We start from the raw sequence: 15,860 nt of genomic DNA on the forward strand, positions 1-15,860 counted from the left end.
GGATGTGAGCTACAACACGAGGTACAGCTGGACCACTGATTGGACAACAGCTGTTAACAACAATGGTCGCATCTTCGACGTCCAGACAGTCGCTCTCCACGAGCTCGGTCACACCCTGGGTCTGGGAGATCTCTACACGCTCCCGACGAGCGATCCGAGAAGAGGCGATTACTACCAGATAATGAACAGCTACAACGATCCGCAGAGGACGCTCGGCAACGGCGATAAGGCGGGCATAAAGAAGCTTTACGGCAGCTGATTGGGATCTGCTCTGTGAGATCCCGATCATTTTTAAAACAAATTTCTTCTCTCGCGTGACCTACTTGAACACCTCCCCAGCTCCCATGTACCACAGGACCATATCGAGATGCGACATCGGTATGTCGATAACGCGCGCGAACTCCGACATCGCAGCCTCGATCTGAAGGTATCTTCCTCTGCCAAGCGATTTCGGGATGTCTGATATAACTCCAAACCGAACCAGGCTCTTCAGGATGTGCCTGTCGAGTATCGCGAGATCCCTGCCCAGGCCAATGTTCCTCAGGAAGTGGCTCGCCTCCTTGTATCCCATGCCCTTCACGTTTCCGACGAGCCATTCGCGCGTCTGAAACGGATTCTTTGGATCTATGCGGGCTCTCAAAGACAGCCTTCCATCCACAGTGAACAGCCCCCTCGCCCTGCATATGTACTCAGCCTTCCTGCGGCTGAACCGCACCCCTTTGAGCTCGCTCTGTACCCTATCCTGGGCAGGACAGCGCAGTTCGCCCATGGAGGAGAGCTTCTCCACTGCTGCCCAGCATGACCTGGCTCTCGACTGTGGTGTCAGAAGACAGAAGACAAGCTCCTCGAAGAGCCGCTCCTCATCGGCATTCAGCCAGAGCAGATCGAATTCTCTCAGCCTGGCCTCTATGAGGTCCTCCAGCTCCCTGTGCAGCTCCTTCAGCTGCTCGACCTCATCTGTTGCCATGGTTCATCGTGATCTCCAGACATCAAATCGGGATGTCTCGGCCGTGAGCTCAAAGCAGCCCGAGCTCCCTGTGCCTCCTGAGGATCTCATCTGCAAGCATCTCGATCGATCTCAGATCATCGTTCTTCGGGTAGCCCTTCACTATGACAGGCTCGATGATCTCCATCTTCAGGTTCGGCATGAGCGATTTTAGCTCCTCGACGATCCTGGCGCCCCAGCCATAGGAGCCGATGATCGACGCAAACCTGGCATTCGGGCGGAGCGAATTCGCGAGGATGGCCGCGTATGCGATCAGAGGATGCGGCCTTGTTATGAACGCCGGCGTCCCGAAGACTATGGTGGCGGCGTCAACAAGCGATGCTGCAAGCGCGCCGATATCGGTCTTCGTGAGATCAAACCTCTTCACCGATATACCTCGATCGATCAGCGCATCGACCAGATGGCTCACCATCATCTCCGTGGAGCCGTGCATCGATACAAACGGCACCACCACCTCATTCCTCACATCATCTGAGGTCCAGTCAGCATAAGCACTCAGCACGATCTCGGGATTATCGTGCAAGGGCCCATGGCTCGGCGCGATGATATCCGGCGCTAGAGCCCTCACGCGCTCGAGATGCCTCCTCGCGTTCGCCCTGAATGGCATCATTATCTCAGCGTAATACCTCTTTGCGCTCTCGTGGTTCCACGCGAAGAGATCGCTGGTCGCAAGATGTGATCCGAGAAAATCGCATGTGAACAGCGTTCGCCTCTCCCGGAGATAGGTGAATATCGTATCAGGCCAGTGTACCCATGGCGCGCTTATGAACTCAAGTGTCATATCCCCCAGAGAGAGCATCTCACCATCGCTCACAGCGCGCGCGCGATCCTTTGAGACAATGCCGAAATCGAGGAGAAGCTCGATGCACTTCTGGGATCCGAGAACTTTGGGATCGTACCTGTCGATCAGGAACTTTATCGCACCGGAGTGGTCCTGCTCTGCGTGCTGTGATATCACGTAATCGATGCTATCAACGCGGAGCGCGTCGAGGTTGCTTAGCAGCACATCCTTCATGCGCGGATCGACTGCGTCTATAAGCGCTGTCTTCTCGCTGCCCTTTATGAGATAGGAGTTGTAGCTGGTGCCCTCCGGCAGGGGTATGAGCGCATCGAAGAGCCGCCTGTCCCAGTCTATCGCGCCCACATGGAATACGTCTTTACATACCTCTCGGATCATGTTAATCCCGACCTTTTATTGAAATGAGCATGCATCTGACTTAACTTTAGCTCTGTCCAGGTGCTCGGGATCGGTAGCATGCGACCTCTCGCAGACTCATGAGTGTGCTGTGAACCTGGAGATCCTCTCCATGGCTGAGCTTTGCGGGTGATGAATGCGTTTCCTGTCGAAATGCACAATGGATGCAGCGATACTCTTTATACCCTGAAGTCCTCCCGGTAAACCTATGCACAGATATGCACTTTGTCTTCTGATGCTCCTTCTGATCGCACCGTCGCACTCAGAAACCTTTGTGGTAACGCCCGGCAGCAGCATCCAGGCAGCGATAAACTCGGCGTCATCCGGTGATACAATAGAGATTCAGGGCGGCACCTACCAAGAGAGGATCGTGGTTGATAAGAGCCTGATCATCAGGGGAAACACCACATCCGGATATCCTGAGGTGAACGCAGGCGGATCAGGAACTGCTGTTACGATCTCCGGAGATGACGTGGTGATCGAGGGGATCAGGGCGACCGGCTCGGGAATCACCTCGATGGATGCAGGGATATCGGTAAGGGGAAAGAATGATCGCCTGATCGACTGCCAGGTCTCCGGCAACAGATACGGGATCGCGTTGATATTCGCTGAGGGCTGCACTCTTGATGGTATACTGGCTGAGGCGAGCAGCGAGGCGGGAATACTCCTCGACAACTCCACGAACAACATCATAATCCGAAGCCGCCTGGAGAACAACATCCGCGGCATAAGACTGGTATCATCTGAGTCAAACACGATAAGAGGTAACAGCATATCGAATACCACCTTCGAGGCACTCTCTGTGGAGAGATCGAGCAACAGGAATCTCATCGAGGATAACACCATCAGATTCAACCAGATAGGCATCTCCCTGGAGACCTCCAGGGGCAACAACATAACAAGAAATCTCGCGAGCAACAACAGCATTGGAATAAGAATAACAAACCGCAACGATACAGAATCCATCCGTCCCATCGAGAATCCGGGCAAGTACGGCGGAGTCTCGATAAAGTACAAGCCGAACAGCGATATCGAGAGCTATGACGTGAGGGACAAAGATCTGAACGCGTACACGACCAACACGATCTATAACAACACGCTCATCAACAACGAAGAGAACGCAGTCGATGACGGGAACAACCAGTGGGACAACGGCGCTATTGGGAACCACTACAGCGATTTCGATGAGCCTGAGGAGGGGTGCAGGGACAGAAATCGCGATGGTATGTGCGACTCGGCCCACGAGATCGAGGGCGGTATGTCCACTGACAGACATCCATTATCGCCGAAGGATCCGATGAAGGCAAGGTTCATGTCCAGGAAGAGTGGCGCGTACCTCGGCCTGGACAGGATGGTGTTCATGCCAGGTGAGAGGATCGATCTCAGGCTGTCAGTTCCTGAGAACCTCACCGCCTGGATAGGGATACTGCCAGCAAGCGAGCCCCATGGCGCTCTTGACAGGACAAAGGCGATATCGTACAGCAACGCGAACAGCAGTGTGAGAGAGATGGCGCTAGAGGCTCCCAGGATCGTGGGGTCCTACGAGATACGGATGTACTCTGCAGAGGAGCTGGTGTATCTCCCGATAAGCGTTGAGGTACCAGAGGTCCATATCGCACCTGCAGAGGTCAAGGCGTGCGAGCCGATCAACGTGACATACTCAGGAGCTCCTGGCTACGAGGGCGACTGGATCGGGATCTTCTCCACAGGCGCAGGGGATCGATCGCCGCTATCCAGAAAATATCTCGACGGGAGCACTAATGGCTCGTTTGTCCTGTACACACCAAGCACCCCGGGAACATACAACGTGCGCATGTTCGCGGACGATGGCTACAGGCTCCTCGCGGTCAGCGAATCGGTAACTGTTAAGCCGAATGCCGGGGTGAGGATAGTAGCTGAGCCGGAGACCGTCTCGCCAGGCCAGGCGATATACGTGCACTTCTGGGGCGCGATGCCGGACAGCGTCATAGGGATGTATGGGGTGACGAGGCCGGACAAGTTCTGGATAAACATGCAGCCGACAGGCGGACCGTCATGCGGCACCCTGACGTTCAGGGCTCCATACGGCGGAGGCAACTACGACTTCAGGCTGTTTGAGAACAACGTCTACAGGAAGCACATGGGCGCCAGCAACGTCGTGCGTGTCGTGTAGAGGGCGATACCCCGCCCTCTACATATGATAATCTCACGGGCATCATTGGAGATGCTTTTGGAGGCAACATCTGGAAAGCCCAATCCGAAAAAGAGCTTTGTGGGCAGTGGGCCCGACGCGATTCGAACGCGTGATCCCCGCCGTGTGAAGGCGATGTCATAACCACCTAGACCACGGGCCCTCAAGGCAGAGAGATACGACCAATTATTAGTACCTTGCCCTCGATTCGAGGACTGCATCACTCGTCGCTTTTGTAGATGAGCGCGTCTCAAAAACATATGCCATATGATGAGATCACAGCTCATTGCGTGAATACGTAATGAATAAGAAAACCCCGCATGCGACAAACAGAGGCGTGCGAAGGGGAGGAAAGCCTCGATGCGATGTTAGTTTTGTCCAGAAACGCCCTGACACAGGAGCCATGTCATGCTTTCATGGTAATGCTTTGTGATTTCAAGAGGACCTCTTTGAAGCATCGTGAGGCGCATGAGGATGCGCCTGAGAGGGAGAGCAGCTTTTTTAAACAATGACCTATCACCAGATCCGGACTATTATGCTTGAGAAGGAGATACTGAGGCTGAAGTCCGAGAGAGATGCCATAATACTCGCGCATAACTACCAGCCGGGGGACGTGCAGGACATCGCAGATCTCACCGGAGACTCCCTGGAGCTGAGCAGGGCTGCGGCCACAATCGACTGCGAGGTACTCATCTTCTGCGGCGTGGACTTCATGGCGCAGACAGCAGCCATCCTCTCTCCAGAGAAGATCGTCGTACATCCAGACAGGAGCGCCTGCTGCCCCATGGCGCAGATGATATCGCCTCAGGATGTGAGATCGCTGAGAGAGAGACATCCTGATGCCGCAGTGGTCTGCTACGTCAATTCCTCAGCTGATGTCAAGGCTGAAAGCGATATATGCTGCACATCCGCGAATGGCGTGCAGGTCGTCAACTCCCTGGAGGCTGACGAGATCCTGTTCATACCGGACAGGAACCTGGGGGCTTACGTCGCCAGGCACACCGATAAGAGGATAATTCCCTGGAACGGATACTGCTACGTCCATGACAGATACACCGCATCGGATGTCTTGGAGGCAAGGAGAAAGCATCCGAACGCAGAGCTTCTCGTTCATCCCGAGTGCAGGCCTGAGGTAATAGATCTTGCGGACGGCGTCTACAGCACCTCGGGCATGCTGAAACATGCTAGAGCCAGCGGCGCGGGCGAGTTCATTATAGGTACTGAGGTCGGGATCCTCCACAGGCTATGCGCTGAGAACCCGGAAAAGAGGTTCTATCCGCTCAGCACCGGCGCTGTATGTGAGGATATGAAGAAGACATCGCTGAAGAAGGTTCTGCGAGCTCTGGAGACGCTCTCCCCGAGGGTGGAGGTCCCGCAGAGCACAGCGGTCAGGGCGAGGCGGGCGATTGAGAGAATGCTTGCCATCTGAGGATTCGCAGGAACAGGCCATTTCCGCGAACCAGAGTTGAGGCCGATTTCTTTGGAGCAGCATGCTGTTCCAACATATCCCAGCTGGCTGTGCCGACAACATTTGAGGTGGACGATACGAGATGCACAGACCCTTCAGATCCGCTAAGCGAACCTTGCTGCAAACTCCTTGGCGTAGTATGTGATTATCATATCGGCGCCAGCTCTTTTTATGGATGTCAGTGCCTCCAGCATAGCTCCATCCCGATCGATCCAGTTCCTCTCTGCAGCTGCCATGATCATGCTGTACTCCCCGCTGACCTGGTAAGCAGCGGTCGGCATCCCGAACATCTCCTTGACCATTCGGAGTATGTCCAGATAGGGCATCGCAGGCTTGACCATGACCATATCAGCGCCCTCCTCGATATCGAGCTGGACCTCCCAGAGAGCCTCGTTCGCATTCGCAGGATCCATCTGATAGCTCCTGCGATCTCCGAACGCGAATCCGGACTCTGCTGCCTCTCTGAACGGGCCGTAGAAGTATGATGCGTACTTGGCAGCATATGAGAGGATCGCGACATCGCTGTAACCATTATCATCAAGAGCCGATCTTATCGCTCTCACCATGTGGTCCATCATCCCGCTCGGAGCGACGATGTCAGCGCCGGCCTCTGCCTGGCTCACCGCCGTTCTGCCCAGGATGGGAAGCGTCTCATCGTTAATTATCTCCTGCCCGCGAACCACGCCGCAGTGGCCGTGGCTGGTGTACTCGCAGAGGCAGAGATCTGTTATGACAACGAGATCTGTGGACTCCTTGATGCGCCTTACGGCCCTCTGTATGACCCCCTCACGATCATAAGCGCCGGATCCGATCTCATCCTTTCCGGAGGGTATTCCGAAGAGTATCACCGCCGGAATCCCCAGCTCCTCGATGCGTCCGGCCTCATCTGCCACAGTCTTCAGGCTCTGCCGCATCTGTCCTGGCATCGAGTTTATCGGGACCGGCTCATCGATGCGCTCATCCACGAATATCGGCATTATCAGATCCTTGACGGAGAGCCTCGTCTCTGCGACCATCTCCCTGATGCCGGGCTTTCTCAAACGCCTCATGCGCCTCAATCAGAATCCTCCTGGTTCAGCCTGAATAGATCCGCAGCATACCTGAGCATCTCGGTGTCGCCCCTCTCAGCGGCTGATTTGAGAGCCTTTGTCGGCTCTGCGAATATCTTGTTCACAATCGAGTGGCTCATGTCCATGAGAACCTTCTGCTCTATCTCCCCCAGGGTGTGATAGGCGCTGAGCTTGTTCATCGCCCTCCTCACCTCCTGCTCCTTTATCTTCTCAGCCTCTGAGTAGATCCTCGCAAGGAGCTCCTCAGCCTCCTTTCTCTTGTACTTGGCCCTGAGAAGCTCCAGCTCCTCCTCTATTATGGCCTCGACCTTCTCGATCTCCTTCATCCTCTGCCGCATGTTCTCATCGCTTATCTGCTTCAGGCTGTCTATGTTGTGAAGCTCCACGCCTTCTACCTCGCGCACAGCCTCATCCACATCCCTGGGATTTGCTATGTCTATGATCAGAAGCTTGTTCTTCCGGCCCGCCATCGCGCGCTCGATATCATCCTTGAGAAGTATGTAATGGGGCGCTGAGGTCGCGCTTATCACAACATCTGCCTCTCTTATTTTCTGCTTCATCTCCTCATACGGCACAGCTGTGCCCCCGAGAGATGCAGCAAGGGAGAGCGCAGTTCCGAATGTGCGGTTTGTCACATAGAGAGCGCCTATGTTCTTTGAGACGAGCGCTTTTGATATCAGCTCTCCGGTCTCGCCTGCGCCGATCACCAGGACAGATCTTCCCTCCAGACTCCCAAGTATCTGTTCGGCGAGATCAACAGCTGCAGATCCAACTGAGACAGAGCGCTCGTTTATGGCGGTCTCCTTCCGGACGCGCTTCCCCACCTGGATCGCCTTCTTGAAAGCTGTGTCAAGGACCCAGCCGGTGTAGCCCAGACTCTTCGCGATCCTGTACAGCTCCTTCATCTGGCCGAGGATCTGGTCCTCCCCTATTATCATGGACTCAAGCCCTGAGGCAAGCCTGAGGAGGTGCAGGAGCGACTCGTCGTGGTCGTGGATGTCAATTATCCTGGAGGAGACACGGGCCTTCTTTGCTATCTCGAAGAGGACCTTCTCACCGCGGGGAGAGACCACGTATATCTCGACACGGTTGCATGTCTTGAGGACCGCGCACTCCTCGACGGTGTCATGCGAGGAGACCCACTTCAGGAGAGCTTCGACGTCTCCATGCCATGCGTTCTCGATCTCATTTATCGAGGCCTTCTTGTGGGTCACCAGCATCGAGGTTATCCTGCTCATCTGGCGTGAGATTCTCTCGGACTCTCATATAGGCCTTTTCATGGGCTCTCTCGATCTCGCCATTCTCCAGGCATGACCATACAGAGCTGTCAGAGAGCACAGACCAGAGCAGATCCCTCCTTCTGCTCTGCGGCCCCACATTCTCTTTCAGGTCCTTCCGTATCCTGCTGAGGAGATCTGACATCAGAGCGTAAACCTCCACGTCGCGCTCAAGCTTCATTCGAATGTACCTTGAGAGTGCCGGTATTCCTGTTGATATCGCGAGGACGACAGACCTCTTTTTTATTATCGATGGCACCACGACCTCGCCCTCCCTGTCGACGCTGTTCACAAGCGCCCCCTTCCTCCGCGCCATCTCCTCGAGCGCTGCATTCAGCGCCTGGTCACTTGTTGCAGGTATGGCGATGAACGCACCCTCCAGCGCCCTATCTGCGATCTCAAGACCATTCTTGGTCGTGAGATCTGCCTCCACTATCTCCAGAAGTCCATCAGATGCCATCCTGAGTATGCCTGGAGTGAATTCCCTGCTGACAACGACGAGATCACCCTGAGAGAAAAGCCTGGCCTTGCGCTCTGCCACATCTCCACCGCCGAATATGACAACGCGCCTACCCTTCAGATCTATCAAAAGAGGAACGTGGCTTCTGCTCATATCCTTGCGCTCGTCTTCTTGTACTCCCTCTCGCTGAAGAGTATTCTGTACTCCTTCACGCCGGTGGCCTCAGATATTCTGGATGCGATCTCCTCGCACTCCTCCCTGCTTCTCGAGTGGACCACGGTGTAGAGGTTGTAGGGCCACTCATCACATGTTGCCCTCTGGTAGCAGTGGGTCACCTCCTCGAAGGAGGCCATTATGCCTCCAATCCTCTCGATCTCACCCTCTACCTTCCAGACGATCATCGCGTTCGCGACTATCCCGAGCGCCCTGTGGCCTATGGTGGCCGCGAACCTTCTCACAACCCCGGATTCGCGGAGAGCTCTGAGCCTTGATATCACAGCCCCCTCATCAAGCCCGAGCCTCTCTCCGAGCTCTCTGAATGGACGGGGACCGATCGGTATCCCATCCTGCAAGGCCCTGAGCAGCGCGAGATCTGTCGGATCCATCTCCTGGCACATGCTTCCTCCAGCGTGCGTTTTACTCACACCAGAGCGGCTGACCTCCATCCGTTATCCCTCTCGAATGGGTAGCGGTCCACACCCCTCGATGGCACGCTCTTCGGGGAGTCTCCGGGGTTTCCACTCACCTTGTGATCCGACCAGTAGTTTCCGCCGATGACCGGACCCATGTCCCAGAGGTTGCTCCCGTTGTCCACGGCGTTCTGTCCGAACATCGACCCGTTATCGATGAAGCTGTTATGGTAGATCCTGTTGTCGTTGCAGTCGGTCAGGCTCAGACCCACCATGCCGTTGCCCACGAACCTGTTATCGCTTATGTTGCATCCTGAGCTGCTTCCCATTCGCATGCCGAATCTCTCGTTCATGCTGATGTTGTTGCCGATGAACTGGAATCCCCGCACCCCGTTCACGAAGATCCCTTCCCTGTTCCGGAGAGCGGTGTTGTCAACCGCAGATCCTCCAGAGAGCTGCTCGATTCTTATTCCTATCGCGTTGGAGCTCGCGTTGTTCATCGCGAGAACGCACTGGTTTGAGCCTGAGATTGCTATGCCGTTGCTGTTTCCTGTCACCTCATTCTCATTCACTGTTGATCTGTGCGATCTAACAAGCCTTATGCCATCCTCTCTGTTCGAGGAGATCCTGGAACGCACGATCTCTGAGGATAGTGCGTCAAGCAGATGCATCCCGGCAGTGCAATTCTCCACCTGGGAATCTGTTATCCTAGACCTCCTGTCGCCCTCAAGCCTGAATCCGCTCTCCGTGCAGTCCAGAGCCGTGCTCCTTCTCACAAGGATATCCTGAGAGCGACCGAACCAGAAACCGATCCCGCATGCCTCCGCGGTTGTATTCTCCACCAGGCAGTCTCCTGAGTCAAGTATCGAGACACCTATCTCACTTCTGGAGAGCCTGCAGTCCGAGATTCTGGAGTTGATGACCCCAACGAGCATGATGGCCGCGCTGCTGTTCGATATGCTCTGGTCTCTCACAGTGATGTTCTCGCAGTCTATGAGACCTATAAACCCGTAATCCTTCTCTACGGAGAGGTTCTTGCTACCGACCAGATAAAGGACCGGCCTGCCATCTATAGTGTTCGATTCGTCGATGCTCTGGTTGAAGGAGTTGTCATCCATCCTGGCCCTCGGATCTGATATCAGTCTGAGATCGCCCAGGTTGCCAGCCTCTATTCTCATGTTGTATATGTTAGAGATCAGCATATTTTCCCTGAGCATGTTGCCGCCAGAGCCCCTCAGGGAGATGCCGTACTCGTTCTTCTCCACGGTGTTACCAATTACAGCATTCCCGGATGAGGATTTCATGAGCAGACCGTTGCCATTGCAGAGAAGCCTGTTCGAGGATATGCTGTTGTTCCTCGAGTCCTCCAGATAAACTCCAGCGATCCTGTTGTTCTCACAGGTGTTGTTCATTATCATGTTGCTCTTCGCCGACTTCAGGCGTATGCCTATGTTAGATGAACAGACATCGTTGAAAACAACGGTGTTGTTGTTCCCGGCCACATCTATCGCATTTCCCGCAGATGTAACAGTGTTGCTGGCGATAATTGAATCGTTGCATCTCACCTCTATGCCAGCCCCCAGCGGTCCTGATATCGTGTTCTTCTCGACGATCGCGGAGCCGTTCAGCCTTATCCCGTATGCGGTAGCTGAGATGGTGTTGTTCGATACCACTCCCCTGTATGCTGCGATTCCTGTGGAGGCGTTTTTGATGTTGCAGCCTGTCACAGATGCGTATCCCTCTATCACGACTGCCGGATCCCTGCCGCTCCCGAGGATCGTGAGGTTGGATATGCTGCTCCCATAGGCTATCATCCGGAAGACCGTACGCCCCATGCCGTCGATGGTGGCGCCGTATCCTTTTATGGAGACCAACTTGTTGATCTCCACGCTCTCCCTGTAGTACCCCTGCATGACAAGTATCTCATCACCGTTCTGCGCATTTGCGATCGCCGCATTAACGCTTCTGATCGCGCCGGTCTTCTGCTGGTCCACGACAAGAGTCCTCGCGCTGGATGCAGATACTATTACGGCTACCAGGGAGACAATAAGTACAGCCCGCCACAGGCTCACAGGAAATCCTCCATATCAATATTAAGCTGCAGGGTGATATAGTTTCGCCAGAGCACATCAACATATTTATATTTGATCTAACCTATTTTATTACGAAATCTTTAAATAGTATTACGTAAACGTACCCGTGGAGGCGACCAGTTTTAACAGCTGCGGGCCGGGGCAGTCCTCCACCCTGCGGGCCCGCAACCTCCTTGCCACCTCACGCATCTAAGGCAATGCCAACAGACCGCTCACATGCTACACATTTCACTTATTCGAGCCGGCATACAATTGTGGGTCTGTCGATCTTCGTTCCGCCATCCAAGGTGCCGCAATGCAAGGCACAAGATTTAATAGCTCTCGTGCATTTTACTTTAACCGTGCGGCTGTGGTCCAGTGGTTATGACATGAGCTTCCCAAGCTCGTAACCCGGGTTCGAATCCCGGCAGCCGCACTGAATCTGCTTTAGTGCGCTTCACGCATCACTTTTATATTTCATTGCCCCGTACCAAAACCCATGGCCGGTAATCGCAGGGTGCTTTTAAAGACATCCATGGGGGATGTGGTGATTGAGCTTTACGATGACATGCCCATAACTGCGGGGAACTTTCTGAAGCTCGTCGAACGTGGCTTCTACGATGGCGTGATATTCCACAGGGTGATCGCAGGATTCATGATCCAGACAGGAGACCCGACAGGCACAGGCTATGGCGGCCCTGGTTACACAATCCCTGATGAGTTCTCCAGGCACAACAGGAACGACCGCGGGACAGTGGCCATGGCGAACGCAGGACCGAACACTGGAGGCAGCCAGTTCTTCATCAACCTGGTGAACAACAACTACCTGGACAGAATGCATCCCGTCTTCGGTAAGGTCGTCGAGGGGATGGACGTGGTCGATAAAATAGGAGGCGTGAGGACAGACGCCGATGACAGGCCCCTTGAGGACGTGGTGATCATATCCGCAAGGGTGGTGGGCTGAATAGCTCCCCGCGCCATTCGATGAATGCAGAGGCAGCACAGTATGAGCTGATGCCTGCATTGCTGTATACAACTCCATTCGAGGTCGCGCCAGAGCTACATCACAAGATGCCTCAGCTCCCACAGCATCTTCGGGTTCAGGCGGATCAGCACCCTGAGCATGCCCCTGAGATCCATCTTGGATACGTCCTCTGACTGGATCGAGTGCATGAGTTTGTTCAGGTCCTCATCGCTCAGCCTGATGAAGAACTCCTTCAGATCGAGATGTCTGGCGATCTGCTTTCCGATGCTCTCACGCCAGCGCTTCTCATAGGCCATGAGCCCCTCGACGCCGGTATCACCGCTGGACACAGCCTCGGAGACGACCTCGCCCGCGATTACCCCCGCCTGCATCGCGTTGAGTATGCCCCCTCCTGTTATCGGGTCAGACTGGCGCGCGGCATCTCCGACCAGCACCACCCCATCTGCAATTGTCCTCTCGATCGGACCCGAGACCGGAACACCGCCGACGACCATCTCCACGATCCTCGCATCAGGCATTCTCGTTTCAACAAACCTTCTCAGGAGCTTCACGGGCGCTCCGGGCTCTGATCTCGAGCCGATCACGCCAAGACCGACGTTCGCCAGATGCTCGCCCTTCGGGAACGACCAGACGTAGCCCCCGGGAGCAAGCTCATTTCCCAGGAAGAACTCGCAGTACTCGTCGTCGATGCTTTTATCATATAGCAGAAACTGCGCGCAGACCTCGATGTCTCCGGGTTTGAGTGATGTGTCTATGCCGGCCCATCTCCCCACCTTAGATTCGACACCGTCCGCGCCTATGACGACATCCGCCTCTATATCGATGATCTCCCCATAACGCATGGCCCTGACGCCTCTCACAGATCCATCTCTTCTGATCAGGTCAAGGGCTCTGGTCTTGACCATCACCTTCGCGCCTGCACGGGCCGTGTCCATCGCCAGCGCGCGGTCGAAGATCTTCCGCTCCAGCACGTACCCCACCTCGTCCCCGGATTTGTCCTCTGACATCACAATGCTCGTGCCATCCGGGGCGTAGAGGCGCGCGCCTTTCACCTCTGACGCTATCCATTTCGGGTCAGGTTTGATCATGCTGCTCAGGCGCGCCTTGCTGACTCCCTCAGCGCACCTCACCGGATCCCCGATCTCCTGCCGCTTCTCTATAAGAACGACCTTCAGGCCCCTCTCTGCAGCTGTCTTCGCAGCCATCGATCCGCCCGGGCCGGCGCCAACGACAACAACATCACACCTCATCCCTTAGCCCCCTCGAGACTGAGCGCCCCGGTCGGGCAGAGCTTGACGCACCTGCCGCACTCTATGCATTCATCAGAGACCTCTATCCAGGTCTCCACGAGCTCGAGGGCGCAGACAGGGCAGACGCCGACACATGCGCCGCAGTATCCGCAAACGTATCTGTTGACAGTGATCAATCGACTCCACCCCTGCATTCAGTAGATTATCTTGAAATCATCATAGCCTTTGCACTCGAGCTCCGCGATCTCCATTCCAGAGACCATCGCACCAGATGGCCCTGATTTCATCAGGCCGAGAAGCTCGCCGACGCTCTTCCTCTCCCCCTCAAGCACAGCCTCAACGCCACCACCTGGGAGGTTCCTTATCCAGCCCTTAACCCCGAGCGCTTTTGCGTGGGTTGTGGTGTAGTACCTGTAGCCGACGCCCTGCACCCTTCCTGAGACCCTGACGCGAACGCATATGGTCATGACCTCAAACCCCTGTCACCAGATCCTCGAGCGCCTTCCGCTGGTCCTTCGCCTTCACGATCCCCGAGGCGAGAAGCACGCCCACAGCGCCGAGCTCAAGAGCAGCTCTGAGATCATCGCCGTGAGAGATTCCCGCCCCGCAGAGCACTCCAACATCTCTCTCCAGTGCTCTGACAGCCTCGACCGAGCCCCTGACGACCTCAGGATCTGCCTTGGAGACAGGGATCCCCGAGCCTATGAGCTCCGGCGGCTCCACCGCGACATAATCCGGCCGCAGGGCTGCAGCAGCTCTTGTAGTTGCGACGTTGTTCGTGCATATTATCGACGTGAGCCCCTCTGACCTGCACGCACGGAGAGATGCCTCTATGTCTGCGAGCCTGAGCCGGCGCTCCGAGTGATTTATGAGAGATCCTGATGCCCCTGCTGCCTTCACGGAGGCAGCAGTGATGTGCCCGGTGAAGCTGCCGAAGCCGACACCATCGACGTGCTGCGCATAAACCGGTATGCTCACAGCAGATGCGACCGCTCTTATATCAGCGGCCTGCGGCGCAACCGCGATATCGACACCATACTCAGATGCTACGCTCTCACATATCCTTGAGAGGGCGACAGCCGAATCTCCTGTCGCCTCCCTGTAGGTCTTGAAGTTAAGAACTATCAGCGTCAAAGCCCCTCCCACCTAAACTCCGTGACAATCTGACTTGCCAGGCGCTCTGACCTCGCACACGCCTTCGCATTTTGCTGCGCGCTCGTACTCCGCGAACGCTCTGGCGCTGCCGGTCTCGAGCATCATCACGGTGCCGTCTGATATCAAAGCGACAAGCGGAAGCCTGCCGCTCTCCTCCTGATGCAGGATGTGATAGATGAGACCCTCTGGTTTGGAGTACTCGAGCTTGATGCAGCTGAAATCCGGGTGGTCTTTCAGGAAACGCTCCAGCTCTGGTGTGGTATCCCTGCATACCGAGCAGCCCTCTCGCTCCACGAAGAGCGCGACGCGGCCATGCTTCAGGCTCTCTGCGAGGCTGAGCGCGGGTCCGTAGACCCTGTGAATCATGCGATCAAGCATCTCATCGATCTCATCTGGATCCAGACCATACTTGGCCTCGAGCTGTGCTCTGAGGTCGCGCCGGGATCGCACCAGAAAGTCCCTGATCAGGCGCTCCAGCTCCATGAGCGGGGATTTTCACTTCAAGAAATAAAACTATGGTGGTGGCTGCTCAGGCCATCACCTGCTCCTTCAGGAGATAGCGTATGAGGTCCTCGGAGAGCTTTGTCTCCCGATGCACCTTTTTCACGGTCTCGTCGATGCTGTAGCCCTCGGCCATGAGCGAGGCTATCCGATCTATGACCTTCTCGCTCACGGAGTAGTACTCGTCTATGTCCTTGCGATGGCCCCAGACGTCTCCCTTAATGACCTCTATCCCCTGTAGCTCCAGGAACTGCTGTGCTGCCTTTGACATCGTCTGATAGTAAGATGGAGGAATCTGAACTGCCTTGAGCCGCGGGCACGTCCTGACCAGGTTCATGACGTCCATGTTGGAGGCCCTGAATGCGAGATGGACGACCTGCTCGTTCCGGTTCAGGTCTGATATCTCCTTCTTAGAGCTCACAACCCTTAATCTCATGGTTAGAAACAATGATGTTAAAATATATATAGATAATGGTAATTGTAGTAGTCAAGAAACTGATATTCTATAAGTAGAAACTGAATCTGCATATATCGCATCTATTTTTAGCATGCCAAGAATAAGTGAGAACAGATCTTAAGGGTGGTATAGTCCGCATCCAGGTCTTGCACCCAGACAAGCCGC

Annotated in this window: 17 protein-coding genes and 2 tRNA genes; 5 read left to right on the top strand and 14 right to left on the bottom strand. The window is 55.2% G+C overall.

All coding sequences use genetic code 11. The annotated features are described in order from the left end of the window. A partial coding sequence (locus NQU42_RS06845; protein WP_296610132.1) for a matrixin family metalloprotease occupies positions 1 to 259 on the top strand: 259 nt, incomplete at its 5' end. 60 nt (positions 260 to 319) lie between these two features. Here the strand turns inward: NQU42_RS06845 and NQU42_RS06850 are convergent. Both NQU42_RS06850 and NQU42_RS06855 read right to left on the bottom strand, forming a co-directional pair. Continuing rightward, positions 320 to 967, bottom strand: coding sequence for an N-glycosylase/DNA lyase (locus NQU42_RS06850; RefSeq protein WP_296610133.1), 648 nt, complete (start codon positions 965 to 967; stop codon positions 320 to 322). A 49-nt stretch (positions 968 to 1,016) separates the two neighbouring features. Beyond that, the gene (locus tag NQU42_RS06855; RefSeq protein ID WP_296610135.1) at positions 1,017 to 2,183 is read right to left on the bottom strand and encodes an FprA family A-type flavoprotein; all 1,167 of its coding nucleotides are present in this window, start codon (positions 2,181 to 2,183) and stop codon (positions 1,017 to 1,019) included. A gap of 226 nt (positions 2,184 to 2,409) precedes the next feature. On the opposite strand from NQU42_RS06855, the gene NQU42_RS06860 reads away from it, so the two are divergent. Beyond that, entirely contained in the window at positions 2,410 to 4,353 is a 1,944-nt protein-coding gene (locus tag NQU42_RS06860) for a NosD domain-containing protein (RefSeq protein WP_296610137.1), read from the top strand. Between the two features lie 107 nt (positions 4,354 to 4,460). Here the strand turns inward: NQU42_RS06860 and NQU42_RS06865 are convergent. Continuing rightward, positions 4,461 to 4,534 (bottom strand) — tRNA-Val (locus NQU42_RS06865). 372 nt (positions 4,535 to 4,906) lie between these two features. On the opposite strand from NQU42_RS06865, the gene nadA reads away from it, so the two are divergent. Beyond that, positions 4,907 to 5,800 carry a quinolinate synthase NadA gene (gene nadA / locus NQU42_RS06870; RefSeq protein WP_296610138.1) on the top strand — a complete coding sequence of 298 codons (894 nt, stop codon included), beginning with the start codon at positions 4,907 to 4,909 and terminating at the stop codon, positions 5,798 to 5,800. Between the two features lie 143 nt (positions 5,801 to 5,943). Here nadA and hemB read toward each other — a convergent pair whose 3' ends face one another. From hemB to NQU42_RS06895, 5 genes are read right to left on the bottom strand one after another with little or no spacing between them, the layout of a single operon-like run. After that, positions 5,944 to 6,888 carry a porphobilinogen synthase gene (gene hemB, locus NQU42_RS06875; RefSeq protein ID WP_296610158.1) on the bottom strand — a complete coding sequence of 315 codons (945 nt, stop codon included), beginning with the start codon at positions 6,886 to 6,888 and terminating at the stop codon, positions 5,944 to 5,946. A 5-nt stretch (positions 6,889 to 6,893) separates the two neighbouring features. After that, positions 6,894 to 8,147: a glutamyl-tRNA reductase gene (gene hemA, locus NQU42_RS06880; RefSeq protein ID WP_296610140.1), complete on the bottom strand. Its 1,254-nt coding sequence runs from the start codon at positions 8,145 to 8,147 to the stop codon at positions 6,894 to 6,896. After that, positions 8,095 to 8,799 (bottom strand): bifunctional precorrin-2 dehydrogenase/sirohydrochlorin ferrochelatase, encoded by a 705-nt coding sequence (locus NQU42_RS06885; protein WP_296610141.1) that lies wholly within the window; start codon positions 8,797 to 8,799, stop codon positions 8,095 to 8,097. The genes hemA and NQU42_RS06885 overlap by 53 nt, the downstream gene beginning before the upstream one ends. Then, positions 8,796 to 9,263, bottom strand: a complete 468-nt coding sequence (gene ahbB / locus NQU42_RS06890; RefSeq protein WP_296610142.1) for a siroheme decarboxylase subunit beta — start codon at positions 9,261 to 9,263, stop codon at positions 8,796 to 8,798. The genes NQU42_RS06885 and ahbB overlap by 4 nt, the downstream gene beginning before the upstream one ends. 23 nt (positions 9,264 to 9,286) lie before the next feature. Continuing rightward, positions 9,287 to 11,347 carry a NosD domain-containing protein gene (locus NQU42_RS06895; RefSeq protein ID WP_296610144.1) on the bottom strand — a complete coding sequence of 687 codons (2,061 nt, stop codon included), beginning with the start codon at positions 11,345 to 11,347 and terminating at the stop codon, positions 9,287 to 9,289. A gap of 364 nt (positions 11,348 to 11,711) precedes the next feature. Between NQU42_RS06895 and NQU42_RS06900 the strand changes: the two genes are divergently transcribed. Further along, positions 11,712 to 11,783, top strand: a tRNA-Gly gene (locus NQU42_RS06900). Positions 11,784 to 11,846: 63 nt separating this feature from the next. Next, positions 11,847 to 12,311: a peptidylprolyl isomerase gene (locus NQU42_RS06905; protein ID WP_296610146.1), complete on the top strand. Its 465-nt coding sequence runs from the start codon at positions 11,847 to 11,849 to the stop codon at positions 12,309 to 12,311. 95 nt (positions 12,312 to 12,406) lie between these two features. Here NQU42_RS06905 and NQU42_RS06910 read toward each other — a convergent pair whose 3' ends face one another. From NQU42_RS06910 to NQU42_RS06935, 6 genes are read right to left on the bottom strand one after another with little or no spacing between them, the layout of a single operon-like run. Next, the gene (locus NQU42_RS06910) at positions 12,407 to 13,582 is read right to left on the bottom strand and encodes an NAD(P)/FAD-dependent oxidoreductase (protein ID WP_296610148.1); all 1,176 of its coding nucleotides are present in this window, start codon (positions 13,580 to 13,582) and stop codon (positions 12,407 to 12,409) included. Continuing rightward, positions 13,579 to 13,758 (bottom strand): 4Fe-4S binding protein, encoded by a 180-nt coding sequence (locus tag NQU42_RS06915; RefSeq protein ID WP_296610150.1) that lies wholly within the window; start codon positions 13,756 to 13,758, stop codon positions 13,579 to 13,581. Before NQU42_RS06915 ends, NQU42_RS06910 begins: the two co-directional genes overlap by 4 nt. A gap of 18 nt (positions 13,759 to 13,776) precedes the next feature. Then, positions 13,777 to 14,049 carry an acylphosphatase gene (locus tag NQU42_RS06920; RefSeq protein WP_296610151.1) on the bottom strand — a complete coding sequence of 91 codons (273 nt, stop codon included), beginning with the start codon at positions 14,047 to 14,049 and terminating at the stop codon, positions 13,777 to 13,779. Between the two features lie 4 nt (positions 14,050 to 14,053). Next, the gene (tpiA, locus tag NQU42_RS06925) at positions 14,054 to 14,716 is read right to left on the bottom strand and encodes a triose-phosphate isomerase (RefSeq protein ID WP_296610153.1); all 663 of its coding nucleotides are present in this window, start codon (positions 14,714 to 14,716) and stop codon (positions 14,054 to 14,056) included. A 12-nt stretch (positions 14,717 to 14,728) separates the two neighbouring features. Beyond that, the gene (locus NQU42_RS06930; RefSeq protein ID WP_296610154.1) at positions 14,729 to 15,220 is read right to left on the bottom strand and encodes a hypothetical protein; all 492 of its coding nucleotides are present in this window, start codon (positions 15,218 to 15,220) and stop codon (positions 14,729 to 14,731) included. Between the two features lie 46 nt (positions 15,221 to 15,266). Next, positions 15,267 to 15,674 carry a DUF1699 family protein gene (locus NQU42_RS06935; RefSeq protein ID WP_296610156.1) on the bottom strand — a complete coding sequence of 136 codons (408 nt, stop codon included), beginning with the start codon at positions 15,672 to 15,674 and terminating at the stop codon, positions 15,267 to 15,269. Positions 15,675 to 15,860 lie beyond the last annotated feature (186 nt).

This window comes from Methanothrix sp. (assembly GCF_024518575.1).
Lineage (GTDB): Archaea > Halobacteriota > Methanosarcinia > Methanotrichales > Methanotrichaceae > Methanothrix_B.

Excerpts from the sequence above, each read along its gene's own strand:
- hemA (WP_296610140.1), bottom strand. The coding sequence starts at position 8,147 with ATGAGCAGGATAACCTCGATGCTGGTGACCCACAAGAAGGCCTCGATA.
- NQU42_RS06885 (WP_296610141.1), bottom strand. The coding sequence starts at position 8,799 with ATGAGCAGAAGCCACGTTCCTCTTTTGATAGATCTGAAGGGTAGGCGC.
- NQU42_RS06930 (WP_296610154.1), bottom strand. The coding sequence starts at position 15,220 with ATGGAGCTGGAGCGCCTGATCAGGGACTTTCTGGTGCGATCCCGGCGC.
- NQU42_RS06905 (WP_296610146.1), top strand. The coding sequence starts at position 11,847 with ATGGCCGGTAATCGCAGGGTGCTTTTAAAGACATCCATGGGGGATGTG.
- nadA (WP_296610138.1), top strand. The coding sequence starts at position 4,907 with ATGCTTGAGAAGGAGATACTGAGGCTGAAGTCCGAGAGAGATGCCATA.
- hemB (WP_296610158.1), bottom strand. The coding sequence starts at position 6,888 with ATGAGGCGTTTGAGAAAGCCCGGCATCAGGGAGATGGTCGCAGAGACG.
- NQU42_RS06935 (WP_296610156.1), bottom strand. The coding sequence starts at position 15,674 with ATGAGATTAAGGGTTGTGAGCTCTAAGAAGGAGATATCAGACCTGAAC.
- NQU42_RS06855 (WP_296610135.1), bottom strand. The coding sequence starts at position 2,183 with ATGATCCGAGAGGTATGTAAAGACGTATTCCATGTGGGCGCGATAGAC.
- NQU42_RS06920 (WP_296610151.1), bottom strand. The coding sequence starts at position 14,049 with ATGACCATATGCGTTCGCGTCAGGGTCTCAGGAAGGGTGCAGGGCGTC.
- NQU42_RS06910 (WP_296610148.1), bottom strand. The coding sequence starts at position 13,582 with ATGAGGTGTGATGTTGTTGTCGTTGGCGCCGGCCCGGGCGGATCGATG.
- NQU42_RS06850 (WP_296610133.1), bottom strand. The coding sequence starts at position 967 with ATGGCAACAGATGAGGTCGAGCAGCTGAAGGAGCTGCACAGGGAGCTG.
- NQU42_RS06860 (WP_296610137.1), top strand. The coding sequence starts at position 2,410 with ATGCACAGATATGCACTTTGTCTTCTGATGCTCCTTCTGATCGCACCG.
- ahbB (WP_296610142.1), bottom strand. The coding sequence starts at position 9,263 with ATGTGCCAGGAGATGGATCCGACAGATCTCGCGCTGCTCAGGGCCTTG.